Raw genomic sequence first — 24,288 nt, forward strand, 5'->3', positions numbered from 1 at the left:
CTACCCCGGGTGGGGCATCCACCCTCCCCCGAGCGCACTACCCTCGTCGGGTGCCTGGGACGCCTCCGACGCGGTACGCCTATCTCGGACCCGAGGGTACCTTCGCCGAAGCGGCCCTGATCAGCGCCGTTGCCCCGGGTGAGGGCTCCCGGATCCCCTCTCCGGGGGTGCCGGCGGCGCTGGCCGCCGTCCGTTCGGGGGACGCCGACGCCGCGCTCGTGCCGCTGGAGAACTCCGTCGAGGGCTCCGTGCCGGCCACCATGGACGGCCTGGCCGAGGGCGACCCGCTGCTGATCACCCGCGAGGTGTTCCTGGCACCGACCTTCGTCCTGGCCGGCCGCCCGGGGACGACGCTGTCCGCCGTCCGCTCGGTGGCCAGCCACCCGCACGCGCTGGCGCAGACCGCCGGCCGGCTGGCCCGGCTGCTGCCCGGCGTCGTCCCGCTGCCGGCCACCTCCACCGCCGAGGCCGCACGGCAGGTGGCGGCCGGTGAGCACGACGCCGCGGTGTGCGCGCCGATCGCCGCCGAGCGGTACGGGTTGACCGCGCTCGTCGACGACGTCGCGGACCGCTCCGGCGCGGTGACCCGGTTCGTGCTCGTCGCACCCCCGGGCCCGCTGCCGGCGCCGACGGGCAACGACAAGACCTCGCTGGTCGCCGTCGTCGGGGACCGCACCGGGGCGCTGCTGGACCTGCTCCGCGAGTTCGCCGTCCGCGAGATCAGCCTGACCCGCATCGAGTCGCGGCCGACCCGCGAGCGGCTGGGCGTCTACTCCTTCTCCCTCGACTGCGAGGGGCACGCCGCCGACGCCCGGGTGGGGGAGGCGCTCGCCGCGCTGCACCGGGTGTGCGACGAGCTGCGCTTCCTCGGCTCCTACCCGCGCGCCGACGGCCGGGAGAACAAGCCGGTCACGCCGGTGTCGAACGACGCGGCGTTCGGCGAGGCCGCCGGCTGGCTGGAGCGGGTGCGGGCCGGCCGGGTCTGAAAGAGGACCACCCCTCCCCCCACGCCTCGCGAGCTCGGCGCGGGCCCCTGAAGGGCGGCCGCTCGGCCACTCGCAGATGTCAACGTGGTCCGACCGGCTCGAGCTCGCGGTCCGGTTCGGGCTCCGGCCGGCGGGCGAGCCGGCCGGGCCACCAGGTGCGGTCGCCGAGCAGCGCGACGGCCGACGGCACCACCAGCGAGCGGACGACGAAGGTGTCGAGCAGGACGCCGAAGCCGACCAGGAACGACAGCTGCACGAGGAACAGCAGCGGCAGCACCGACAGCGCGCCGAAGGTCGCCGCCAGCACCAGCCCGGCGCTCGTGATCACCCCGCCGGTCACGGCCAGCGCCCGCAGGACGCCGTCCCGCGTGCCGTGCCGCAGCGACTCCTCCCGCGCCCGGGTCATGAGGAAGATGTTGTAGTCGATCCCCAGCGCGACGAGGAACACGAAGGCGATCAGCAGGATGCCGGGGTCGCTGCCCGGGAAGCCGAAGACGCCGTCGAAGAGCAGCGCGGCCACCCCGACCGTCGCCCCGACGCTGAGGACGACGGTCGCCATCAGCAGCAGGGGCGCCACGAGCGCGCGCAGCAGCAGCGCCAGGACGACGGTGATGACGGCGAGCACCGTCGGCACGATGACCTGCAGGTCGCGGGCCGCGGTCTCGCGGGCGTCGAGGTTGCTGGCGGTGTCGCCGCCGACCAGCGCGGCCGGGTCGGCGGCGTCCAGCGTGCCGCGCAGCTCCTGCACGACCTCGATGGCCTCGGTGCTGTCGGCCGGGACGCCGAGCACCACGTCGAGCCGGACCAGCCCGTCGACGACGACCGGCGGACCGCCCGGCGGCCCGCCCGTGAACGGCGTCACGGTCGCCACGCCGTCGGCGGACGCGGCCGCATCGGCCACGGCCGGCCAGGTGTCCTCCGGCGTGACCACCACCGTCGGGCTGCCCGAGCCCGCGTCGTAGTGCCGGGCCAGCGCCTCCTGCCCCGCGACGCCGTTGGACTCGCCCTGGATGGCGTCGGAGAAGGTGATGCCCGAGGCGTCGTAGCCGGGCGCGAAGACGGCGGCCGCGACCAGTGCCAGCGTGCTCACCGCGAGCACCCGGCGGGGACGGCGTCCCACCGTGGCGGCGACCCGCTGCCAGCCGCGCCCCGCCGGCGGCTCGACGCCGTACCGCGGGCGGAACGGCCAGAACGCCGCGCGGCCGAGCAGCACCAGCGCGGCCGGCAGGAAGGTGAGCGCGGCCAGCACCGACAGCGTGACGCTGACCGCCGAGATCGGGCCCAGGCCGCGGTTGGAGGCCAGGTCGGAGAACAGCAGGCAGAGCACGCCGAGGACGACGGTGGCGCCGGAGGCCACGATCGGTTCCCAGGACCGGCGCAGCGCGGTGCGCATCGCGGTGTACTTCGACCGTTCCCGCCGCAGCTCCTCGCGGAAGCGGGCGACCAGCAGCAGGCCGTAGTCGGTGGCCGCGCCGACGATCAGGATCGAGGCGATGCCCTGGCTCTGCCCGTTGACGGTGATCACCCCGGCGTCGGCCAGCAGGTAAGCGACCGCGTTGCCGGCGGTGAGCGCCAGCCCGGCGGTGCCGATGACCAGGAACGGCAGGATCGGGCTGCGGTAGACGACCAGCAGGATGAGCAGGACGACGCCGAACGCGGCGAGCAGCAGCAGACCGTCGATGCCGGCGAACCCGTTGGCGAAGTCGGCGAAGATGCCGCCGGGGCCGGTGACGAAGGTGTCGGTGCCCTCGACCGCGATGGTCGCGCGCAGGTCGGCCACCAGCGGGACGATCTCGTCGCCGACCTCCGGGTCCAGCGGGAGGAGCACCTGCACCGCCGCGCCGTCCGCCGACGGGACGGGCGGGGACGGCGGTGCGGACAGCGCGCCGGCGTCCTCGGCGACCCGGGCCGCCTCCGCGCTGCGCTCGGCGACGGCCTGCAGCGTCGCGGCGTCGAGAGGGCCGTCGCCCTCCCACAGCAGGATGGCCGGGATCGCCTGCACGGGCGAGAAGCCCTGCTGCAGGTCGGCCACGCGGGTGGACTCGGCGCTGTCGGGGAGGAAGGCGGCGGTGTCGTTCTCCTGCAGCCCGGTCAGCTGCGCGCTGAGCGTGGAGAGCGGTCCGGCGCCCCCCAGCCAGACGAGGAGGACGAGTGCGGGGAGCAGCCAGCGGAGCCGGGCCATCAGGGCCTTCCCTTGATCTTCAACAATCTCGACAATCGAGAGACTAGGGTGAGCGGCGGTCGTGGGCAACGGGAGGTGGAGTGGACGTCGAGGAGCGCCGGGAGCTGGCCCTGCTGCTGCGCCGGCTCACCGTGGAGCTCGACGCCGTCGGTCAGCGGTTCGCCGAGCTGCACGCGATCGGGCGCACCGACGTCCGGGCGATGGTGGCGATCATGGACGCCGCCCGCCGCGGGGAGGCGCTGACCGCCGGCGCGCTGGGCCGGGCGGTGGACCTCAGCTCGGCGTCGGTGACCGCGCTGGTCGACCGGCTCGAGCGGGCCGGCCACGTGCGCCGGGTCCGCGACCCGCAGGACCGGCGCCGGGTCGTGCTGGAGATGTCGGAGTCGGCGATGGCCGCGGGCGGGCAGTTCTTCGGCGGGCTGCAGCGGGACCTCGTCGCCGCGATGGAGGGCTACGCGGACGAGGAGCTCACCGCCATCCGCCGGTTCCTCACCGAGATGACCGAGGTGATCGTGCGCCACCGGTGACCCGACGGCTGAGCGCTGCGTGCACGTACCGCGGTGCCGACTCCCCGCAGACGACGCCGTGTGCACACAGCGCTCGCCGGCGGGATGCCTGCCCGGCGCGGGCCTCGGCCGGCCTCCTCAGAGGTAGAGGCCGGTGGACTCCTCGATCCGCTCGGCCGCCACGGCGTGCACGTCCCGCTCGCGCAGGATGATCAGCTCCTCGCCGTGCACCTCGACCTCGTGCTGGTCCTCGGGGGAGAAGAGCACCTGGTCGCCGACCTTCACCTGGCGCACGCTCGACCCCACGCCGCGTGCCTCGCCCCAGACCAGCCGCTTGGCCACCTGGGCGGTCGCCGGGATGAGGATCCCGCCGGTGGACCGCCGCTCGCCGTCCTCCCGGCGCTGCGCCACCAGGATGCGGTCGTGCAGCATCTTGATGGGCAGCTTCCCGGCGGCTTCTGGCACGCCGATCACGGTACGCGGCGATGTCGTCCGGGAACGGCCCCCTCGCAGGGGGCCCGCCGCCGGCCCCGTCCGGAGGCTCGTCCCGAGCCTGCGAGGGACGAGGACGGGGTCCTCCCACGGTGGGGGGCGAGGGGGGTCCTCCTCACGCCCAGCCGAGCTCGTGCAGCCGGTCGTCGTCGATGCCGAAGTGGTGCGCGATCTCGTGGACGACGGTGATCGTGACCTCCTCGACGACCTCCTCGGCGGTCGAGCAGATGTCGCAGATCGCCTCGCGGTAGACCATGATCCGGTCGGGCAGCGCGCCGCCGTACTCCCAGCCGCGCTCGGTCAGCGCGTACCCCTCGTAGAGGCCCAGGAGGTCGGGCTCGTCGGCGTTGCGGTCCTCGACGAGGACGACGACGTTGTCCATCAGTGCCAGCAGGTCCGGCGGGACCTGGTCGAGGGCGTCGGCGACCAGGCCCTCGAAGACCGCGAGGGGGAGCGGCCTCACCAGGAGGTCGGCAGCGGCCGGCCCTCCTCGTAGCCGGCCGCGCTCTGCACCCCCACCACCGCGCGCTCGTGGAACTCGTCGACGGTGCGGGCGCCGGCGTAGGTGAACGACGAGCGCACCCCGGCGACGATCTGGTCGACGAGGTCCTCCACGCCCGGGCGGGCGGGGTCCAGGTACATCCGCGACGAGGAGATGCCCTCCTCGAACAGGCCGGCGCGGGCCCGGTCGAAGCCGCTCCGGGTCGACGTCCGCGCCTTGACCGCGCGGGCCGAGGCCATCCCGAAGGACTCCTTGTACAGCCGGCCGGAGCCGTCGTCGTGGACGTCGCCGGCGCTCTCGTAGGTGCCGGCGAACCAGGAGCCGACCATCACGCTCGCCGCGCCGGCGGCCAGTGCCAGGGCGATGTCGCGCGGGTGGCGCACGCCGCCGTCGGCCCAGATGTGCTTGCCGAGCGCGCGGGCCGCCGCGGCGCACTCCTCGACGGCGGAGAACTGCGGCCGGCCGACGCCGGTCATCATCCGGGTGGTGCACATGGCGCCGGGGCCCACGCCGACCTTGACGACGTCCGCCCCGGCCTCGACCAGGTCGCGGGTGCCCTCGGCGGTGACCACGTTGCCGGCGACGACCGGCGTCGTCCCGGCCACCGAGCGGGCCGCGCGGACGGCCTCGACCGCCTTCTCCTGGTGGCCGTGCGCGGTGTCGACGACGAGCACGTCGACACCCGCGGCCAGCAGCGCCGCCGACTTGCCCGCGACGTCGCCGTTGATGCCGACGGCGGCGGAGGTGAGCAGCCGGCCCTGGGCGTCGACCGCCGGCTGGTAGAGCGCCGAGCGCAGCGCGCCCTTGCGGGTGATGACGCCGACCAGCCGGTCGCCCTCGACCACGGGCGCGGCGCTGACCCGCTCGCCGGAGAGCACGTCGAAGATCTTGGGCAGGTCGGTGCCGGCCGGGACGGTGAGCGGGTCCTCGGTCATCACCTGGGACAGCTGCGTGAAGCGGTCGACGCCCTGGCACTGGCCGTCGGTGACCACGCCGAGCGGGAAGCCGTCCTCGACCACCACGACGATGCCGTGCGCGCGCTTGGTCAGCAGCGACAGCGCGTCGGCCACGGTCGAGGTGGGGGAGAGGGTGATGGCGGTGTCGTAGACGGGGTGGCGGGCCTTGGTCCACGCCACGACCTCGGCGACGACGTCGACCGGGATGTCCTGCGGCAGCACGGCCAGGCCGCCGCGGCGGGCCACGGTCTCGGCCATCCGCCGTCCGGAGATGGCCGTCATGTTGGCCACGACGAGCGGGATCGTCGTCCCCACCCGGTCCGGGGTGGTCAGGTCGACCTCGAGCCGGGAGCCCACGGTGCTGTGGTTGGGCACCATGAAGACGTCGGCGTAGGTGAGGTCGGTCGCCGGACGGGTGTCGCCGAGGAAACGCATGACGCCCATTGTCCCGCACGCGGAGCCGGGCGAGATCGGCGATCCCGCACGCTCGCGGGCCCGTGTCCGTGCGGGATCGGCGACCTCGCCGGATCAGGTGGCCGCAGCGGGCTCCACGGCGATGGGCTCGGCCTCGGTGAAGCCGGTGCGCGGCATCGCCGTCCACACCGGGGTGCGGCGCATCAGGGCGGCGACCAGCCCGCGCAGCCGGAACCAGGCGTGCAGCTGCCGGTAGCCGACGTTCTCCAGCAGCCCGGTGAGCAGCAGCACGCCGACCTCCCGCCCCCGCGTGTAGCGGGCGTAGGAGAACTCCTCGACCGCGACGGCGGCGGTCGACAGCAGCGTGCCCAGACCCAGGGCCAGGCCGAACATCACCAGCGCGGTGCCCGTGTCCAGCAGACCGAGGAACGCGGCCAGCACCACGGAGACGAGGCCGACGACCTCCACGACCGGCCCCAGCAGCTCGAAGAGCAGGAAGAACGGCAGCGCCAGGAGCCCGACCGGGCCGAAGCGCGGGTTGCCGATCATCCGCCGGTGCTTCCACAGCAGCTGGGCCAGGCCGTGCGACCACCGGCGGCGCTGCCGGCCGAGGACGGCGAGGGTCTCGGGCACCTCGGTCCAGCAGACCGGCTCGGGCACGAAGACCACCCGGTGCGGACGGCGCTGCCGCCGCAGGTGCTCCTGCACCGTCACCACCAGCTCGGCGTCCTCGGCGAGGGAGAGCGCGTCCAGGCCGCCGACCTCGACGACCAGGTCGCGCCGGAACAGCCCGAAGGCCCCGGAGATGATCAGCAGCGCGTTGGCGTCGGCCCACCCGGTGCGACCGAGCAGGAACGAGCGCAGGTACTCGACCACCTGGAAGCGGACCACCCACCGCGAGGACAGCCGCGGCTCCAGGACGCTGCCGCGGGCCACCCGGGCGCCGTTGGCCGCCCGGATGACGCCGCCGCTGGCCACGACGTTGGCCGGGTCCTCGACGAAGGGCCGGGCCACCTGCACCAGGGCCTCGGGCTCGAGCAGCGAGTCGGCGTCGACCATGCACACCAGCGGGTGCCGGGCGACGTTGAGCGCCGCGTTCAGCGCGTCCGAGCGCCGCCCCACGCTGGTCTTGCGGACGACGGTCAGCGGGTCGCCGGTCGTCGCGCGGTGCACCGAGAGCACCGTCCCGTCCACCGGCAGCGCGGCGGTCGGCCGGGCGGTGACCTGCACCAGACCGAAGCGCTCGGCGACCATGTCGAAGGTGCGGTCGGTCGAGCCGTCGTCGACCAGCACGACCTCGAGCACCGGGTAGCGCTGGGCGAGGACGGCGGCGAGGGTGTCGAGGATCCCCGCCTCCTCGTCGTGCGCCGGGATCAGCACGGAGACGCCCGGGGTGAGCGGACTGGCGAAGATCTCCTCGTGGCCCTCGGAGCCGTCCCAGCGGCGGCTGGCCGAGACCCGGCGCGCGCCGGCCAGCACCAGCGCGAGCATCACCAGGTCCAGCAGCAGCGTGTACCCGAGGACGGCCCAGCTCATGGTGAGCAGGACGTCGACCAGGACCTCGCGCATCACACACCCACCAGCCGGCCGGGCTGCGGGGTCGCGTCGAGGGTGGCCGCGGCGGCGGTCCCCAGCGGACCGCCCCGTGCCGCGGCGTCGGCCAGGACGGCGGAGCCCTCCGGGCCCAGGGCGACCAGCGCGTCGTCGCAGGCGGCGGCGACCTCGCGGGCGGGGCAGGTGAGCCCGGCGAGCAGCGCCGGCCCCCCGGCCGGGTCGCCGATGCGCCCGAGCGCCTCGGCAGCGGCCCGCTGCAGCGGGGGCAGCGCGGCGTCGAACAGGACCTGCGCGAGCGGGTCGGTGGCGGCGGGGTCGCCGATGCGGCCCAGCGCCGTGGCCGCGGCGCGGCGGACGTCCTCGGGCTGGCGGGCGTCGGTGAGCAGGTCCACGAGCGCGGCGGTGGCGGCGAGGTCGCCGTGCACCCCGACCACGTCGGCCGACAGCGCCCGCGCGGCCGGTGACCCGGTGACGAGCGTGGCGCGCAGGGCCGGCAGGACGGCGGTGCCCAGGTCCAGGACGGCCATGCCGACGAGGCCGGCGGGCAGCGGGCGCGCGGTGGTGAGGGAGGCCAGCAGGCCGTGGACGGCGGCGGGGTCGCCCACCCGGCCCAGGGCGCGGGCCGCGGCGCAGCGCACCTCGAGCGAGCGGTCGGCGAGCAGCGCGGTCAGCCGGGCCAGGTGGTCCCGGCCCGCGGTGCTGCCGAGCAGCGTCGCCGCCCGCCCGCGCCGCCAGGCCGCCCGGGCGTCGAGGTCGGCGGCCGCGCGGGCGACGACGCCGCGGCGGGTGAGCGCGGTCTGGATCGCCTCGCGGTCGGCGCCGCGCAGCTGGGGGAGCAGGTGCAGCAGGACCTCGTCGAGGTCGCGCGGGGCGGCGACGACGGCGTCGGTGTCGCCGTCGTCGAGCAGGACGTACACCAGGGCCATGAGCTCGGCCCGGTTCCCCTGGGCGGCGGCCAGCCGGCGGGCGCGGGTGGTGTGCACCGCCGCGACCGCGACCAGCAGCACCACGACCAGGACGCCGAGCACGGCCGTCGCGGCCGCGGCCGGCGCCGCGAGGGAGTTCACGCCGGGACGGCGGGGAGGGCCGCGGTGACCCGGCTGACCAGCTCGCGCGTGCTGAAGGGCTTGGCGACGAAGTCGGTGGCGCCGGCGGCGAAGCCGCGCTCGAGGTCGGGCTCCTGCGACTTGGCGGTCAGCATCAGCACCGGGGTCCGGGCCAGGGCGGGGTCGGCGTCGGCGCGCAGTGCCCGGCAGACCTCCAGGCCGTCCATGCGCGGCATCAGCCAGTCGAGCACCACGAGGTCGGGGCGCAGCCGGCGGGCGGCGGCCAGCCCGGTCTCGCCGTCGGTCCGGACGGTGACCTGCAGGCCCAGCCGCTGCAGGCGGAAGGCGACGAGGTCGGCGACGACGGGGTCGTCGTCGACGACGAGGACGTGCGGCATGGTGCTTCTCCCATCCGTGGGTGGACTCTGACCGCTATCGGCAGGACCCGGGTGTGACTGAAGTGGTGCGTGGGACGGATGGATCGCCACCCGGTCGCGTTCAAGGAAGCGGTGCCGGCGGCCGACACCGGAAGCGTGCTCCCCCACCCCGCACGCCGTCCCGGCGCCGAGCCGCTCCCCCTCCGGGTGCTGCTCCGGCGTCCCCTGCTCGTGGCGCTCTCGGGGGTGTCCGTCGTCGCCCTGACCCTGCTCGGGCTCGCGGTGCTCGTCGTCCCCGTGCTCGGGAACCGGATCACGACGTACGACCAGATGTCGCGGGCGCTGCAGGACAGCCACGTCGCGATGCTCAACCAGGAGACCGGGCTGCGCGGCTACCTCATCACCCGCGAGGCGCGCTTCCTGCAGCCCTACGAGGCGGGTGTGGCCGACCTGAAGCAGGTCGACGCGGAGATCGCCTCGTGGACCGGGGCCGACGCCGAGCTGGCCGGCCGGCTGGCCGAGCTGACGGCGGCCCACCAGCGGTGGACCCAGGACTGGGTGCGCCCGATGCTCGCCGGGCAGCCGGCGGTGGGGGACGCCGTCGCGCTGGCCGAGCTGCTGCGCCAGGACAAGGCGCTGTTCGACCACTACCGCGCGATCGAGGCCCAGGCGCGGGCCGCGGTCGGGGAGCGGCGCGCCGGCGCGATGGCGCTGCAGCAGCTCGCGCTCTACGCGGGTGCGCTCGTCGGGGTGGGCACGGCAGCGGCGGTCGCGGCCGTCCTGCGGGGGGCGTACCGCCGGCTCGAGGCCCAGGTCGTCCCGCCCACCCAGGAAGTGCGCGACGCGCTCGCGGCACTGGCGGCCGGCGACCTCACCCGCCGCGCCGGCGAGTCCGGATCGGCCGAACTGCGCCGGATCGCCGCGGACGTCAACGCCCTCGGGGACGCCCTGCAGGAGCGCAACGAGCTGGTGGCCACCCGCGAGCGGGACCTGGTCGCCGCGCGTGACGAGGCCGAGCGCGCCGGGCAGGCCAAGACCGCGTTCCTCGCGACGATGAGCCACGAGATCCGGACGCCGCTCAACGCCGTCCTCGGCCTGACCGACGTGCTGCTCGCGACCGACCTCACCGACGAGCAGCGCGGCCACCTCGAGACCGTCGCCGGCAGCGGGGACAGCCTGCTGTCCCTCATCAACGACATCCTCGACTTCTCCAAGATCGAGGCCGGCGAGCTGGACCTGGAGGCCGCGCCGTTCGACCTGGTCGGCGTCGTCTACGACGTCGCCCAGCTGCTGGCGCCCACGGCCAGCGGCGCCGGGCTGGACCTGCTCGTCGACGTCGCCGGCGACGGGCCGTGGCAGGTGGTCGGCGACGGCAGCCGGTTCCGCCAGGTCGTCACCAACCTCGTGGGCAACGCGGTCAAGTTCACCTCCGAGGGCCACGTCGTCCTCCGGCTCACCGGGACGGCCGCCGAGGGGCGGCTGCAGTGCCGGCTGTCGGTCGTGGACACCGGGATCGGCATCAGCCCCGACCAGCGCCACCGGCTGTTCCGCTCCTTCAGCCAGGTCGACGCCTCGGTGACCCGCTCCTACGGGGGCACGGGCCTGGGCCTGGCGATCAGCCAGCGCATCGCCCGGGCCATGGGCGGCGACATCCAGGTGCACAGCGAGCTCGGCGTCGGGTCGACCTTCACGGTGGCGCTCGACCTGCCGCTGGCCCCGGCCGTGCCCGACGACCCCTCCGCCGACGGCCTGGCCGGCCTGCGGCTGCTGGTCGTCGACGACAGCCCCACGAACCTGCGGATCCTCGAGCACCAGCTGGCCCGGCACGGTGCCGAGTGCATCCTCGCCGGCGGCGGTCCCGCGGCCCTCGAGCTGCTCGACCGGGGGACCGGGGTCGACGTGGCCGTCCTCGATCTCGACATGCCCGGGATGGACGGCGACGTGCTCGCCGCGCGGCTGCGGGCCCGGCCCGGGACGGCGGACCTGCCGCTGGTCCTGGTGAGCAGCTCCGCGACGCTGCCCGCCGAGCGCTACGCCCACTTCGACGCCCGGCTCAACAAGCCGGTCCGGCCCGAGCGGCTGGCCCGGACGGTGCGCTCGGTCGCCCTCCGCGGCCGCACCGAGGGTGCCAACGGCGGTGGGGAGCGGGGGAGGCTCGCACTGCCCGCCCCGGCCCGGTCGCTGCGCGTGCTCGTCGCCGAGGACAACGCGGTGAACGCGCAGCTCATGAGCCTCTACCTGCGCCAGCTGGGCCACCGGTGCACGCACGTCGGCGACGGTGAGCAAGCCGTGGACGCCGTCCTGCGCGGCACCTACGACGTCGTCCTCATGGACGCGCAGATGCCGGTCCTCGGCGGCGTCGAGGCGACCGCCGCCATCCGGCTGCTCCCGCTGGCGACGCAGCCGCGGATCTACGCGGTGACGGCCAGCGTGCTGGCGGCCGACCGCACCGCCTTCCTCGAGGCCGGGGCCGACGGGTTCCTCACCAAGCCGATCCGGATGGCGACACTGCGGGACGCCCTGGACGAGGTGACCCTGTCCCCGGACGCGCCGGTCGCGGCCGAGCCGGGGCCGCCGGCCGCGCTCGACCCCGAGACGGTGGAGGACCTCCGCGACCTCGGCGACGACGCCTTCGCCCACCTCTACACCCGCTACCTCACGACGCTCGACGACGCGGTCGCGGCCATCGTGGCCGCCGCGGACCGGCCCTCCTGGTCGGTGGACGACGAGGGCTCGGTGCCCCGCCTCGCGCACGGGCTCAAGGGCAGCAGCGCGGCGCTGGGCGCGACCGCGCTGGCGCAGGTGTGCCACAGCCTGGAGACCGTCGACCCCGCCACCCTCGCGGTGGGCGACACGCTGGCCGTCCTGGACCGGGAGCGCTCCCGGGTGCGGACCGCGGTCACCGAGCTGCTGGCCGCCGTCGGGCCGGGGGGCCGGGACCGCGCCGCCGGGCCACCTACGATCGAGCGGTGATCGACCTGCGCCTGGTGCGCGAGCACCCCGACCTCGTCAAGGCCAGCCAGCGAGCCCGCGGGGCCGACGAGTCCCGGGTCGACGAGCTGCTCGCTGCCGACGCCGCCCGCCGCGAGGCGGTCAAGCGCACCGACGACCTGCGCGCGGAGCAGAAGGCGGCCTCCCAGGCGGTGAAGAAGGCGAGTTCGGAGGAGCGGCCCGCCGTCCTGGACCGGGCCCGGGCGCTCGCGGCCGAGGTCAAGGACGCCGAGGAGGCGCTGCGGGGAGCCGACGCGGCGCTGCGCGCGGCACACCTGCGCATCGCCAACGTGGTGCACGACGGCGTCCCGCCCGGCGGTGAGGACGACGCGGTGACCCTGCGCACCGTCGGCGAGGTGCCCGCCTACGACTTCCCGGTGCGCGACCACCTGGAGATCGGCGAGGCCCTCGGCGCGATCGACACGGAGCGCGGCGCCAAGGTCTCCGGCGCCCGCTTCTACTTCCTCACCGGCCCGGGCGCCATGCTCGAGTTCGCCCTGGCCCAGCTGGCGATCGGCCAGGCCGTCTCGGCCGGCTTCACCCCCGTCGTCGCCCCCGCGCTGGTGCGCCCCGAGGCGATGGAGGGCACCGGGTTCCTGGGCGAGCACGACGAGGAGGTCTACCGGGTCGAGCGCGACGACCTCTACCTGGTCGGCACCTCCGAGGTCGCGCTCGCCGGCATGCGCAGCAACGAGGTGCTCGACCTGTCGGCCGGGCCGCTGCGCTACGCCGGCTGGTCCTCCTGCTTCCGCCGCGAGGCCGGCTCCTACGGCAAGGACACCCGCGGCATCATCCGCGTGCACTGGTTCGACAAGGTCGAGATGTTCAGCTTCTGCCGGCCCGAGGACGCCGCCGAGGAGCATCGGCGCCTGCTGGCCTGGGAGGAGGAGTTCCTCCAGGCCCTCGAGCTGCCGTACCGGGTCGTCGACATCGCCGCCGGCGACCTGGGCACCAGCGCCGCCCGCAAGTACGACATCGAGGCCTGGTTCCCCAGCCAGGGCACCTACCGCGAGCTGACGAGCACCTCGGACTGCACGACCTTCCAGGCGCGGCGGCTGAACACCCGCTACCGGGACGCCGAGGGGAAGAACCAGACCGCGGCCACGCTCAACGGCACGCTCTGCGCGGTCGCCCGCACCATCGCCTGCCTGCTGGAGGTGCACCAGCGTGCCGACGGGTCGGTGTACGTGCCCAAGGCGCTGCGTCCCTGGCTCGGCGGCGTCGAGGCCCTCACCCCCGGCATGACGCTCGTGGCCCCCGTGCCGGCACCGAACGCATGACGGCTGACCGGCCGGGCGTGCTGCCCAGCACCGGCACCGCCGGTGCCAGAGCGGACGACGTCGTCGAGCTCGGCGACCTCGGCACCTGGCGGCCCAAGCTGGTCGCCAGCGACCTCGACGGCACGCTGCTCACCTCCGACGGGGAGGTCAGCCCGCGCACCCGGGCGGCGCTGACCGCGTGCTGGGACGCCGGCATCCCGGTGGTCGGGGTGACCGGCCGGGGTCCGCGGCTGTTCGACAGCGTCCGTGCCGCGCTCGATGGACGGGGCATCGCCGTCCTCGCCCAGGGCGGTTTCGTCGTCGACCTGGAGCGCGACGAGGTGCTGCGCACGGTCGGCCTGCCGCGCGAGCAGGCGACCGCCGTCATCGAGCGGATCGAGGCGGTCGCCGGCGAGCTGGTCCTCGCGGTGGAGGACGCCGCCGAGCAGGGCGAGGTGCACTCCCCGTTGCGGGTCCAGCACGGCTTCGACTGGCCGTACCCGGAGCCGGCGCACCTGTTGCCCCGGCACCAGGTGCTGCCCCCCGGTGCGGTGCTCAAGGTCTTCCTCCGCTCCTCGACCCTCGGCCAGGACGAGCTGCTCGCCCGCGCCCGCGAGGTGGTCGACCCGGCCCGGGCCGAGGTCACCCACGCCGGGCTGGGCTTCATCGAGGTGCTGCCGCCCGGCATCACCAAGGCGACCGGCCTGGCCATCGCGCTCGAGCGCTACGGCGTCGGCTTCGGTGACGTGCTGGTCTTCGGCGACATGCCCAACGACCTGCCCATGATGGAGGCGGTGCGCGACGCCGGCGGCCGGGCGGTCGCGGTGGCCAACGCGCACCCCGCCGTCCGGGCGGCCACACCACTGGTCACCAGCGGGCACGACGTCGACGGCGTCGCGCGCTACCTGGAGGCCCTGCTCGACGGGAGGCGGCCGGGTGTCTGATTGGAGACCGCGGCTCATCGCCAGCGACATGGACGGCACCCTGCTGCGCGGGAACGACACCGTCAGCGACGCGACGGTGGCCGAGCTGGAGCGCTGGCGGTCCGAGGGCGTGCCGGTCGTGCTGGCCACCGGCCGGCCGCCGCGCTGGATGGTCCGGATCCGCGAGGTGCTGCGGCACGGCACGGCCGTGTGCTGCAACGGCGCCGTCCTGCTGGACCTGGCCGGCTTCGAGGTGCTCGAGGAGGACGCGCTGGAGCCCGCGGTCCTGCAGGAGGTCACCGCCCAGCTGCGCCGCCACCAGCCCGACACCTGGTTCGCCGTCGAGTACGGCCTGGAGTTCCGCCACGAGCCGGTCTACCAGCCGCGGTGGGACGTCGACGCGCCCGGCGTGGCGGTGGCGACGCTGGAGGAGATGGTCGCCGGGCCCGCGGCCAAGCTGCTGGCCCGCCACGAGGCGCTGCCCCGCGACGAGTTCCTGGCGCTGGTCGAGCGCGTCGTGGGCGACACCGCGACGGTCACCAACTCCTCCACCGACGCGCTCGCCGAGATCTCCGCCCGCGGCGTCACCAAGGCCACCGGCATCGCGAAGGTGGCCGCCCAGCACGGCGTCGGTCCCGAGGACGTCGTCGTCTTCGGCGACATGCCCAACGACATCGCCGCCTTCGACTGGGTGCGCGAGGCCGGCGGCCGGGCGGTGGCCATGGCCCACGCCCACCCGGACCTGCTCGCCGCGGCCACCGACGTGACCGGTACGAACGAGGACGACGGCGTCGCGGCCTTCCTCTCCGCGCTGTGACGGCCCGTCCGCTCAGCGCGCCGTGATCAGCTGAGCTGGTCGTTGCGGCTCCTGGCTCACCACTGGTCGTGAGTCAGGACCTGCAACGGTGATCGCAGCTGATCATCGGCGGTGGCGGGCACGGGCAGCGGCGGCCGGCCCCACCGACCGGGTCACTGCCTCACTCTGCCCGGAGCCGCTCCGCCCGCAGGGCCACCGCGCCCGCCCGCGGGTCGCCGGCCGGCAGGAGGGCGAGCAGACGGTCGTAGGCGTCGAGGTCGTCCTCGCCCTGGGGGTGCACGACGAAGGCGTGCAGCAGGTCGACATCGCGGGTGGCCAGCACCGCGGAGCGCAGTCCGGCGGTCAGCTCCTCGCGCAGCTGGCGGATCTCCGCCGCGTCCGACCGGGGGAGCAGGGGGCCGGCGCACGCCCGCAGGGCCGCGGCCACCTGCCCGGCCCGCAGGGACCGTCGGGCCGACCCGAAGTCGCTGTCCACCGCGCCCGCGAGCCGGTAGGGCCGGGTGCGCAGCACGTCGGCACCGACGAGGGTGCGCAGCCGGCGGACCTGGACGCGCACGGTCGTCTGGTTCCCGTCGTCCCCGTACAGCAGGTAGCCCAGCTGCTCCGCGGTGAGGCCCTCGGGGTGCAGGACCAGCGCGGTGAGGATCTCCGCCGCCCGCAGCGGCAGGGTGACGAGGCGGCCGTCGAGCACCGCGCTGGAGGTCCCGTTGCCGGTGAACCGCAGCGAGAGGGCGGCGGTGTGCGACGGGCGGGTCGCCCGGGGGGCGCGCTCCGCCGTCCGCAGCAGCCAGCCCTCGGCGAGGGGCTCGACCAGCACCTCGCGGCCGTCCGGCAGCAGGACCCGCTCGGTCGCCGCGTCCAGGTCGACGCGCTCGGGCCAGCCGGAGGGATCGGGGGCGAGCACCCGGCCGGTCGGGGTGACCAGCGCGCCGGCGGCGCGCCCCAGCTGGGTGAGGTGCGGCGTGTTCCGCAGCAGGAAGCGCTGGTCGGCCTCGGCCATCCGGGCCCGCAGCTCGCTCTCCGCCAGGCGGGCGGTCGTCGCCACCAGCTGCGTCAGGGACGGGTGCATGGTCCGCAACGGGCCGCTGACGTCGACCGCGCCCAGGGTCGCCCCGGTGTCGGGGTCGTGCACCGGCGCGGCGACGCAGGTCCACGAGTGGTAGGTCCGGACCAGGTGCTCGGCGGAGTGGATCTGCACCGGCGCGTCCACCGCGAGCGTGGTGCCCATCGCGTTGGTCCCGATGGCGGCCTCGCTCCAGTTCGTTCCCGGGAACAGGCCGACCCGGTCGGCCGGGCCGAGCAGCTGCCCGGCGCCCTCGCGCCACAGGACGTGGCCCGCTGCGTCGGTGACCAGCAGCAGGTGCACCCCCTCCTCGGCGATGCCCACCAGGCTGTGCCGCAGCAGGGGCATGACCGCGTTCAGCGGGTGGGCCGACCGGATGTCGCGCAGCTCGTCGGGGGCGTGCACCACCGGTGGCGTCCGGCGGTCGGGGTCGACACGGGCAGCGACGCTGCGCGCCCAGGACGCCGAGACCAGCGGACGGGGCGCCCGGCGCGCCGGACTGCTGCCGAGCACGGCGTCGAAGGTCTCGGCGAGCTGCCGGGCGTGCGCGGCGGCGTCGTCCCCGGGGACACCGGGGCGGGGCGGCCGGTGCCGGGCCGAGCCGGACATGTCACCCCCGGGCATCCTCGCTGGGCGGGCGACGCCGGCCCGCTGGGATCATCACCCATGCCCGTCCGGCCAGCAAGGGAGCCCCGAGGGGCCGGCCTCACCCCTCCAGCGCCGCGGCGGCGGCGGTGGCGACGGTGACGTCCTGCTCCACGGAGCCCGCGCTGACGCCGACGGCCCCCACGATCTCGCCGTCGCGCACCAGCGGCACGCCGCCGCCGAAGGTCACCATGCCGCCCGCGGTCTGCTCGAGCCCGTACAGCTCGGCGCCGGGCTGCACCAGCGGGGTGAGGTCGGCGGTCGGGAGGGCCATCAGGACGGAGGTGACCGCCTTGCGGGTGGAGATGTCGATGCTCGCCTTGATGGCGCCGTCCATCCGCCCGAAGGCCAGCAGGTGCCCGCCGTCGTCGACGACGGCGATGTTCATCGGCTGGCCGATCTCCTCGGCGCGGGCGATGCCCGCCTCCAGGACGCGGCGGGCGGTGTCGTACGTCAGCGAGGCGCTCATGCCGGGAGCAAACCGCACGGTGGGAGGACCGGGCACCTCTCCGGTCGGGTAGGTCCGGCCTCTCCGGGTGGAGGGTCGTGCCGGTCGGCCGCCCGGAGGCAACGTCGGTGCAACGTGGCGCGTGCCACAGTGGCGCGACGTTGCGCGGACCGAGCGAGAGTGAGCCTGCGTTGAGCGCTTTCCTGCCTCCCGAGCTGACCACTGCGGACTACCCCCTGTCGATCAACCGGCCGGAGCTGCTGCGCACGCCCAGCGGCAAGCCGATCACGGCGCTGACCATGGACGCCGTCGTCTCGGGCGAGCTGTCGGCTGAGGACCTGCGGATCGCCCCCGAGACCCTCCTGCTGCAGGCCGAGCTCGCCGACGCCAGCGGCCGTCCGCAGCTGGCCGCGAACTTCCGCCGGGCCGCCGAGATGACGGCCATCCCCGACGCGGAGGTGCTCGCCATGTACAACGCGCTCCGCCCGCGCGCGTCCACCGCGGCGCAGCTCGCCGAGCTGGCCGACCGCCTCGAGCGGGCGTACTCGGCGCCGGTGTGCGCGGCGCTCGTCCGCGAGGCCGCGGAGGTCTACGGGCGCCGCGACCTGCTCGCCCGCCCGACGGCCGACGTCGGCTGACCCCGCACCCAGGACCGAGAGGGACGCCACCCCCATGACCACCACCGAGCCCCGGCCCTCGATCCGCACCGAGGTCCTCGAGAGCCGCCCGGTCAACCTCGACGGGTTCGTCGAGGAGTGGCCCGAGAAGGGCCTCGTCGCGATGGAGAGCGACTTCGACCCGGCGCCGAGCATCCGGGTGGAGGACGGCCGCGTCGTCGAGCTCGACGGCAAGGCCCGCGCCGACTTCGACTTCATGGACACCTTCATCGCCAACCACGCGATCGACGTCGCGTCGGCCGAGGCGTCCATGGCCATCCCCTCGGCCCAGGTCGCGCGGATGCTCATCGACCCGGGGGTCTCTCGCGACGAGGTGCTCGCGGTGACCCGCGGGCTCACGCCGGCCAAGGTCCTCGACGTCGTCAAGCTGATGAACGTCGTGGAGATCATGCAGGGGATGCAGAAGATGCGTGCTCGGCGCACACCGGCGAACCAGGGGCACTCCACCAGCGCCCGGGACAACCCGATCCAGGTCGCCGCGGACGCCGCCGAGGGAGCCCTGCGCGGGTTCGCCGAGCTGGAGACGACCCTGGGGGTCCTGCGGTACGCCCCCCTGGTGGCCATCGCGTTGCAGGTGGGCGCCCAGGTCGGCCGGGGCGGCGTGCTCACGCAGTGCGCGCTGGAGGAGGCCACCGAACTCGAGCTCGGGATGCGCGGCATCACTGCCTACGCGGAGACGATCTCGATCTACGGCACCGAGTCGGTGTTCGTCGACGGGGACGACACCCCGTGGTCCAAGTCGTTCCTGGCCGCGGCGTACGCCTCGCGCGGGATCAAGATGCGCTTCACCTCGGGCACCGGATCGGAGGTGCAGATGGGCAACGCCGAGGGCAAGTCGATGCTGTACCTGGAGATCCGCTGCATCCTGATGGCCAAGGGGGCCGGGGTGCAGGGGCTGCAGAACGGCTCGATCAGCTGCATCGGCGTGCCCGGGGCGGTGCCCGGCGGCCTCCGGGCGGTGGCCGCGGAGAACCTGGTGGCCAGCATGGTCGACCTGGAGTGCGCGTCGGGGAACGACCAGTCGTTCTCGCACTCGGCCATGCGCCGAACGGCGCGGGCGATGCCCCAGATGCTCCCGGGCACCGACTTCGTGTGCTCGGGGTACTCGTCGGTCCCGAACGCCGACAACATGTTCGCCGGGTCGAACTTCGACACCGAGGACTTCGACGACTGGAACACCATCCAGCGGGACTTCCAGGTCGACGGGGGGCTCCGGCACGTCCGCGAGGACGAGATCCTCGCCGCCCGCAACAAGGCGGCCCGCGCGCTGCAGGCGGTCTTCGCCCACCTCGACCTCCCGCCGATCACCGACGACGAGATCGAGGCGGCCACCTACGCCAACTCCTCGAACGACTACCCGCTCCGGGACGTGCTCGCCGACCTCAAGGGCGCGCAGTCCGTGATGGATCGGGAGATCACCGGCCTGGACCTGGTCAAGGGCCTGGAGTCGGCCGGCTTCCACGACGTCGCGGAGAACCTGCTGACCGTCCTGCGCCAGCGGGTGTCCGGTGACCTGCTGCAGACCTCCGCCGTCCTGACAGCGGACTTCACCCCGCTGTCAGCGATCAACGACCCCAACGACTACGCCGGTCCGGGCACCGGGTACCGGCTCCAGGGCGAGCGCTGGGAGCAGCTCAAGAAGCTGCGCCACGTCACGTCGTCGACCAACCCCGAGACCGAGGTGGGCTGAACGATGACCACTCCGACGACGACCGCGCCGGAACGCACGGTCAGCCTCCGGGAGGTGGGTCCCGCGCGGCGCGGCACCCGCCCCGACGAGGTCGTCATCGCGCTGTCCCCGGCCTTCGCCGGGCACTTCACCAAGACGATCGTCGACGTCCCGCACGCCGAGGTGCTCCGCCAGCTGATGGCCGGCATCGAGGAACAGGGCGTGACGGCTCGGCTGGTGCGGGTGCTCGACACCGCGGACCTGGCGGCCATCTCGCACACCGCGGCGAGGCTGTCCGGGTCGGGGATCTCGGTGGGCGTGCTCTCCCGCGGCACGACGATGATCCACCAGAAGGACCTGCCGCGGCTGAGCAACCTGGAGCTCTTCCCGCAGTCCCCGCTGCTCGACGCCCCGGTGTTCCGGATGATCGGCTCGAACGCCGCGCAGTACGCCAAGGCGGAGTCTCCGCAGCCGGTGCCGACCCGCAACGACCAGATGGCCCGCCCCCGCTGGCAGGCGAAGGCGGCACTGCTGCACCTGAAGGAGTTCGACTGCATCGAGGCGGGCCGGGGTCCGGTGGAGGTCGAGGCCGTCTTCGGTCCGGGCACCGCCGGCTGAGGTGGGCGCACGCGAAGGCGCCCCGCCGGAGGGGCTGCTCGTCGTCGGCGTCGACATCGGCAACTCGACGACCGAGGCGTGCCTGGCCGTCGTCGCGCCCGACGGCTCGCTCACCTTCCTGGGCACCGACCTGACCCGGACCACCGGAGTGAAGGGGACCCCGGACAACACCGAGGGCGCCCTCAAGGCGATCCGCGGCGCCCTGGCCAGGGCCGGCCGGAGCGCCGGCCAGGTCGAGACCGTGCTGCTGAACGAGGCGACGCCGGTGATCAGCGGCCTGGCCATGGAGACGATCACCGAGACGATCATCACCGAGTCGACGATGATCGGGCACAACCCCACCACCCCAGGTGGTGAGGGTCTCGGCGTCGGCACCACGCGGTCGATCGGCGAGCTGGGGGAGCAGCAGCCCGGTGAGCCGGTGGTGTGCGTCGTGCCGCACGGGTGGGACTTCGACGACGTCGCGGCGACGCTGAACGCCGCCGTGGCCGCCGGTGTGGACGTCGTCGCGGCGATCCTGGCCGGGGACGACGCCGTCCTCGTCACCAACCGGCTCACCCGGCCCATCCCGGTGGTGGACGAGGTCTCCGCCGTGGAGAAGGTCCCGCTGGGCATGCTGGCTGCTGTCGAGGTGGCCGCACCGGGGCGGACCATCCGGACGCTGTCCAACTCCTACGGCCTGGCCACCGTCTTCGACCTGGACCCCGTCCAGACCCGGCAGGTGTCCCCGGTGGCCCGGGCACTGACCGGCAACCGCTCGGCGGTGGTCGTGCGCACGCCGACGGGGGACGTCACCGATCGGCGCATCCCGGTCGGTGAGCTGGTGCTGCACGGCGCGGGCAAGACGCTGCGGGTGGACGTCGACGCCGGCGCGGAAGCAATCATGGAGGTCGTCGGCCGGGCGCAGCCGCTCGACGACGCGCGCGGGGAGCCCGGGACCCACGTCGGCGGCATGCTCGCCCAGGTCCGCGACACGATGGCCGACGTCATGGACGTCGCCGGCCAGCCGGACGTGCCGGTGTCCGACATCGCCATCCGTGACGTGCTCGCGGTCGACACGTTCGTCCCGGCCGAGGTGCGCGGTGGGCTGGCCGGGGAGGTGGCCCTGGAGAACGCGGTCGCGCTCGCGGCGATGGTGCGGACCAGCCGCAGCCGGATGCAGTTGGTCGCCGACCTGGTGTCCGAGGGGCTGGGCGCCGCGGCGGAGATCGGCGGGGTCGAGGGCGAGATGGCGGTGGGCGGTGCGCTCACCACGCCCGGCGTCGACCGGCCGATCGCCGTCCTCGACCTGGGCGGCGGCTCGACGGACGCCGCCCTGCTCACCCGTGAGGGCGAGTGCACGGCCGTCCACGTGGCCGGGGCCGGGGAGCTGGTCACCAAGCTGATCGACTCCGAGCTGGCGCTGGGTGACCGGGAGGTGGCCGAGGGCGTCAAGTGGTTCCCGCTCGGCAAGGTGGAGAGCTTCTTCCACCTGCGCCACGAGGACGGCACGGTGGAGTTCGTCGATCAGCCGCTGCCGCCGCACGTCTTCGCCCGGGTCGTGGTGCTGACCCCGGACGGTCCCGCACCGGTTCCCACCCGGCACGGCCTGGACCACGTCCGGCGGGTGCGCCGCGAGGCGAAACGGCGGGTCTTCGTGGTCAACGCCCTGCGCGCACTGCGCCAGGTGGCGCCGGGGGGCAACCTGCGGGCGCTGGAGTTCGTCGTCCTGCTCGGCGGCTCGGCGCTGGACTTCGAGATCCCGGACATGATCGCCGACGCCCTCGCCCCGCACGGGATCGTCTGCGGCACGGGCAACGTGCTGGGCACCGAGGGACCCCGCAACGCGGTCGCATCGGGTCTGGTCCGCGCCCACGCCGCCCTGCTGGCGGAGGAGGCCCGGTGCCGGAGCAGCTGACGGCACCGGGGCCGCGGCCGGCCGTGCTGGTGTACCGGCACCCCGGGGCCCCGGCGGCGGTGCTGCGGCAGGTCCGCGCCGGCGTCGAGGAGGAGGGCGTGCCCACGGACGTCACCGAGGTCCCCGGCCCGGACGACGCCACCGCCCTGGCCCACGCGGCGGCGGGGGAGTCGCGGCTGGGTGTCGGCATCGGGCTGGACGCCGCCGGTGCGGCCGCCGTCCACCACGGCACGCTGCCCGAGGAGACGCCGGTGGCCGCGACCCCGGCCGAGGCGGGCCCCTCGGACTGGCGCCGGGCGGGCCGGATCGCGGCCCGGGTGGTCAAGCACCTGCCGCTGGCCTGACCGCGGGGATCAGCTGACCTCAGCTGATCGTCGGAAGCGCGGGCTACAGGTACTGGCCGCCGCCGGGGTGCGGGTGCGGCCCCGGAGCCGGGGAGGACCCGCCCGGCAGCGCGCGGCGGCGCATCTCCTCCAGCTGGGCTCGTGCGGCCATCTGCTGGGCGAACAGCGCGGTCTGGATGCCGTGGAAGACGCCCTCCAGCCAGCCGACCAGCTGGGCCTGGGCGATGCGCAGCTCGGCGTCCGACGGGGTCTCGCCCTCGCTGAAGGGCAGCGTGATCCGCTCCAGCTCCTCGCGCAGCTCGGGGGCCAGGCCCTGCTCGAGCTCGCGGATCGAGGAGGCGTGGATGTCGCGCAGCCGGTTGCGGCTGGCGTCGTCCAGGGGCGCGGCGCGGACCTCCTCGAGCAGCTGCTTGATCATCGTGCCGATCCGCATGACCTTCGCCGGCTGCTCCACCATGTCGCCGAGGGCGCCACCACCGTCGCTGCCCTGCCCGCCCAGAGCGCCGTCCGGCCCTGGCATCGTGCCGACGGGCCGGCCGTCGGGGCCGACGACGACGACCTGCTGGGGGCGTCCACTGCCGTTGTCAGGTGCGGTCATGTCCCCATCCTCCCCGCCGCCGCAGGAGCCTGCCGGGGTGGTACCGGGGCGGCTTCGACGGGGAGGGTCAACGTCTAGGGTCGAGGCCCATGGGACCGGGGGAGGGGCGGCTGGACGTCGCCCGCGTCCGGGGCCTGTTCCCGGGGCTCTCCGACGGCCTGGTGCACGCCGACGGGCCGGCCGGGTCCCTGCTGCCGGAGAACGTCGTGCTGGCGGTGGCCCAGGCGATGCGGGTGCCGGTGGCCGACCGCGGCGGGGCGTTCCCGGCGTCCGCCCGCGCCGAGGGGCTGCTCGCCAGCGCCCGCACCGCCGTCGCCGACCTGGTCGGCGGGGTCTCCGGCGGCGTCGTCCTGGGGCCGGACACCGCCCGGCTGACCTGGACCCTGGCCCGGGCGCTGGCCCGCACCTGGCGCCCCGGCGACGAGGTGGTGGTCAGCCGGCTCGACCACGACGCCAACGTCCGGCCGTGGGTGGAGCTGGCCGTCCGCGCCGGGGTGGGGGTGCGCTGGGCGGAGGTGGACATCGAGACCGGCGAGCTGCCCGACTGGCAGTACGACGAGCTGCTCGGTCCGCGCACCCGGCTGGTCGCGGTCACGGCGGCCAGCTCCGCGATCGGCACCCGCCCGGACGTCGCCGCCATCGCCCGCCGGGCGCACGCGGTGGGCGCGCTGGTCTTCGTCGACGCGACGCACGCGGCCGCGCACGACCTGCTCGACCTCCGGGCGCTGGGCGCGGACTTCCTCGCCGTCGCCGCCGACATGTGGTGCGGCCCGCACGTGGGCGCGGTGGTCGCCGACCCGGCGCTGCTCGTCGAGCTCGAGCCGGAGAAGCTGGCGCCGGTGCCCGACCGGGTGCCCGACCGGTTCGAGAGCGGCGGGCACGCCTTCGAGCTGCTGGCCGGGGTCCCGGCGGCCGTCGAGCACCTGGCCTCGCTGTCCGAGGACGCGTGCGGCACCCGGCGGGAGCGGCTGGAGACCTCCATGGCGGCGGTGGCGGCCTACGAGCGGGGGCTGTTCGACTGGCTGGACCAGGCGCTGCGGGCCATGCGCCACGTGCAGGTGATCGGCTCGGCCCCGCTCACCACGCCGGCGCTGTCGTTCACCGTCGCCGGGATGCGCCCGCGGCAGGTGGCCCACGAGCTGTCCCGGCGCGGCATCTGCGCGTGGGACGGCGACCTCTACGCCCGGGAGCTGTTCGACGCGCTCGGCGTCAACGAGGAGGGCGGCGCCGTGCAGCTGGGGCTGATGCACTACAACACGGCCGAGGAGGTCGGGTACCTGATCGACGCGGTCGCCGCGCTGCGCCCGCGCTGAGAAAAGACCCC

At 75.0% G+C, this 24,288-nt stretch carries 22 protein-coding genes; 12 read left to right on the plus strand and 10 right to left on the minus strand.

Annotated elements, in window-relative coordinates:
- The first annotated feature begins 50 nt into the window (after positions 1 to 50).
- Positions 51 to 986, plus strand: a complete 936-nt coding sequence (pheA, locus tag GOBS_RS01320; RefSeq protein WP_012946512.1) for a prephenate dehydratase — start codon at positions 51 to 53, stop codon at positions 984 to 986.
- Positions 987 to 1,065: 79 nt separating this feature from the next.
- Here pheA and GOBS_RS01325 read toward each other — a convergent pair whose 3' ends face one another.
- The gene (locus tag GOBS_RS01325; RefSeq protein WP_012946513.1) at positions 1,066 to 3,168 is read right to left on the minus strand and encodes an MMPL family transporter; all 2,103 of its coding nucleotides are present in this window, start codon (positions 3,166 to 3,168) and stop codon (positions 1,066 to 1,068) included.
- An 80-nt stretch (positions 3,169 to 3,248) separates the two neighbouring features.
- Here GOBS_RS01325 and GOBS_RS01330 point away from each other — a divergent pair, with 80 nt between their 5' ends.
- Positions 3,249 to 3,695 (plus strand): MarR family winged helix-turn-helix transcriptional regulator, encoded by a 447-nt coding sequence (locus tag GOBS_RS01330; protein WP_012946514.1) that lies wholly within the window; start codon positions 3,249 to 3,251, stop codon positions 3,693 to 3,695.
- Positions 3,696 to 3,812: 117 nt separating this feature from the next.
- Here GOBS_RS01330 and GOBS_RS01335 read toward each other — a convergent pair whose 3' ends face one another.
- From GOBS_RS01335 to GOBS_RS01360, 6 genes are all read right to left on the minus strand, one after another.
- Positions 3,813 to 4,139 carry a GroES family chaperonin gene (locus tag GOBS_RS01335; protein WP_243697615.1) on the minus strand — a complete coding sequence of 109 codons (327 nt, stop codon included), beginning with the start codon at positions 4,137 to 4,139 and terminating at the stop codon, positions 3,813 to 3,815.
- Between the two features lie 142 nt (positions 4,140 to 4,281).
- On the minus strand, positions 4,282 to 4,629 hold the full coding sequence (locus tag GOBS_RS01340; RefSeq protein WP_012946516.1) for a metallopeptidase family protein: 348 nt from the start codon (positions 4,627 to 4,629) through the stop codon (positions 4,282 to 4,284).
- Positions 4,626 to 6,059: a GuaB1 family IMP dehydrogenase-related protein gene (locus GOBS_RS01345; RefSeq protein WP_012946517.1), complete on the minus strand. Its 1,434-nt coding sequence runs from the start codon at positions 6,057 to 6,059 to the stop codon at positions 4,626 to 4,628. Before GOBS_RS01345 ends, GOBS_RS01340 begins: the two co-directional genes overlap by 4 nt.
- 93 nt (positions 6,060 to 6,152) lie before the next feature.
- Positions 6,153 to 7,607 carry a glycosyltransferase family 2 protein gene (locus GOBS_RS01350; RefSeq protein ID WP_012946518.1) on the minus strand — a complete coding sequence of 485 codons (1,455 nt, stop codon included), beginning with the start codon at positions 7,605 to 7,607 and terminating at the stop codon, positions 6,153 to 6,155.
- Positions 7,607 to 8,659 carry a HEAT repeat domain-containing protein gene (locus tag GOBS_RS01355; protein ID WP_012946519.1) on the minus strand — a complete coding sequence of 351 codons (1,053 nt, stop codon included), beginning with the start codon at positions 8,657 to 8,659 and terminating at the stop codon, positions 7,607 to 7,609. Before GOBS_RS01355 ends, GOBS_RS01350 begins: the two co-directional genes overlap by 1 nt.
- Positions 8,656 to 9,036: a response regulator transcription factor gene (locus tag GOBS_RS01360; RefSeq protein ID WP_012946520.1), complete on the minus strand. Its 381-nt coding sequence runs from the start codon at positions 9,034 to 9,036 to the stop codon at positions 8,656 to 8,658. Before GOBS_RS01360 ends, GOBS_RS01355 begins: the two co-directional genes overlap by 4 nt.
- 78 nt (positions 9,037 to 9,114) lie before the next feature.
- On the opposite strand from GOBS_RS01360, the gene GOBS_RS01365 reads away from it, so the two are divergent.
- The 4 genes from GOBS_RS01365 to GOBS_RS01380 are packed head-to-tail and all read left to right on the plus strand — an operon-like array spanning position 9,115 to position 15,005.
- On the plus strand, positions 9,115 to 11,988 hold the full coding sequence (locus GOBS_RS01365) for a response regulator (RefSeq protein WP_012946521.1): 2,874 nt from the start codon (positions 9,115 to 9,117) through the stop codon (positions 11,986 to 11,988).
- Complete coding sequence (gene serS / locus GOBS_RS01370; protein WP_012946522.1) at positions 11,985 to 13,286, plus strand: serine--tRNA ligase; 1,302 nt, start codon at positions 11,985 to 11,987, stop codon at positions 13,284 to 13,286. The genes GOBS_RS01365 and serS overlap by 4 nt, the downstream gene beginning before the upstream one ends.
- Positions 13,283 to 14,209, plus strand: a complete 927-nt coding sequence (locus tag GOBS_RS01375) for an HAD family hydrolase (protein ID WP_012946523.1) — start codon at positions 13,283 to 13,285, stop codon at positions 14,207 to 14,209. Before serS ends, GOBS_RS01375 begins: the two co-directional genes overlap by 4 nt.
- Positions 14,202 to 15,005 (plus strand): Cof-type HAD-IIB family hydrolase, encoded by an 804-nt coding sequence (locus tag GOBS_RS01380; protein ID WP_012946524.1) that lies wholly within the window; start codon positions 14,202 to 14,204, stop codon positions 15,003 to 15,005. Before GOBS_RS01375 ends, GOBS_RS01380 begins: the two co-directional genes overlap by 8 nt.
- Positions 15,006 to 15,165: 160 nt before the next feature.
- On the opposite strand, the gene GOBS_RS01385 is transcribed toward GOBS_RS01380, so the two are convergent.
- Positions 15,166 to 16,677, minus strand: a complete 1,512-nt coding sequence (locus GOBS_RS01385) for a helix-turn-helix domain-containing protein (protein ID WP_012946525.1) — start codon at positions 16,675 to 16,677, stop codon at positions 15,166 to 15,168.
- A 97-nt stretch (positions 16,678 to 16,774) separates the two neighbouring features.
- Positions 16,775 to 17,182 carry a GlcG/HbpS family heme-binding protein gene (locus GOBS_RS01390; RefSeq protein WP_012946526.1) on the minus strand — a complete coding sequence of 136 codons (408 nt, stop codon included), beginning with the start codon at positions 17,180 to 17,182 and terminating at the stop codon, positions 16,775 to 16,777.
- A 170-nt stretch (positions 17,183 to 17,352) separates the two neighbouring features.
- Here GOBS_RS01390 and GOBS_RS01395 point away from each other — a divergent pair, with 170 nt between their 5' ends.
- From GOBS_RS01395 to GOBS_RS01415, 5 genes are read left to right on the plus strand one after another with little or no spacing between them, the layout of a single operon-like run.
- The gene (locus GOBS_RS01395; protein WP_166487241.1) at positions 17,353 to 17,799 is read left to right on the plus strand and encodes a diol dehydratase small subunit; all 447 of its coding nucleotides are present in this window, start codon (positions 17,353 to 17,355) and stop codon (positions 17,797 to 17,799) included.
- Between the two features lie 34 nt (positions 17,800 to 17,833).
- Positions 17,834 to 19,528, plus strand: coding sequence for a propanediol/glycerol family dehydratase large subunit (locus tag GOBS_RS01400; RefSeq protein ID WP_012946528.1), 1,695 nt, complete (start codon positions 17,834 to 17,836; stop codon positions 19,526 to 19,528).
- Positions 19,529 to 19,531: 3 nt separating this feature from the next.
- Positions 19,532 to 20,125 (plus strand): propanediol/glycerol family dehydratase medium subunit, encoded by a 594-nt coding sequence (locus tag GOBS_RS01405; protein WP_012946529.1) that lies wholly within the window; start codon positions 19,532 to 19,534, stop codon positions 20,123 to 20,125.
- Between the two features lies 1 nt (position 20,126).
- On the plus strand, positions 20,127 to 22,022 hold the full coding sequence (locus tag GOBS_RS01410; protein ID WP_012946530.1) for a diol dehydratase reactivase subunit alpha: 1,896 nt from the start codon (positions 20,127 to 20,129) through the stop codon (positions 22,020 to 22,022).
- A complete protein-coding gene (locus GOBS_RS01415) occupies positions 22,007 to 22,366 on the plus strand; it encodes a glycerol dehydratase reactivase beta/small subunit family protein (RefSeq protein WP_012946531.1) in 360 nt (119 codons plus the stop codon). Before GOBS_RS01410 ends, GOBS_RS01415 begins: the two co-directional genes overlap by 16 nt.
- A gap of 43 nt (positions 22,367 to 22,409) precedes the next feature.
- Here the strand turns inward: GOBS_RS01415 and GOBS_RS01420 are convergent, their stop codons facing one another.
- The gene (locus GOBS_RS01420; RefSeq protein WP_012946532.1) at positions 22,410 to 22,964 is read right to left on the minus strand and encodes a bacterial proteasome activator family protein; all 555 of its coding nucleotides are present in this window, start codon (positions 22,962 to 22,964) and stop codon (positions 22,410 to 22,412) included.
- Positions 22,965 to 23,053: 89 nt separating this feature from the next.
- Between GOBS_RS01420 and GOBS_RS01425 the strand changes: the two genes are divergently transcribed.
- Positions 23,054 to 24,277 (plus strand): cysteine desulfurase-like protein, encoded by a 1,224-nt coding sequence (locus GOBS_RS01425; RefSeq protein ID WP_012946533.1) that lies wholly within the window; start codon positions 23,054 to 23,056, stop codon positions 24,275 to 24,277.
- Positions 24,278 to 24,288 lie beyond the last annotated feature (11 nt).

Origin of the sequence: Geodermatophilus obscurus DSM 43160, from assembly GCF_000025345.1 — a bacterium.
GTDB classification, from domain to species: Bacteria; Actinomycetota; Actinomycetes; order Mycobacteriales; family Geodermatophilaceae; genus Geodermatophilus; species Geodermatophilus obscurus.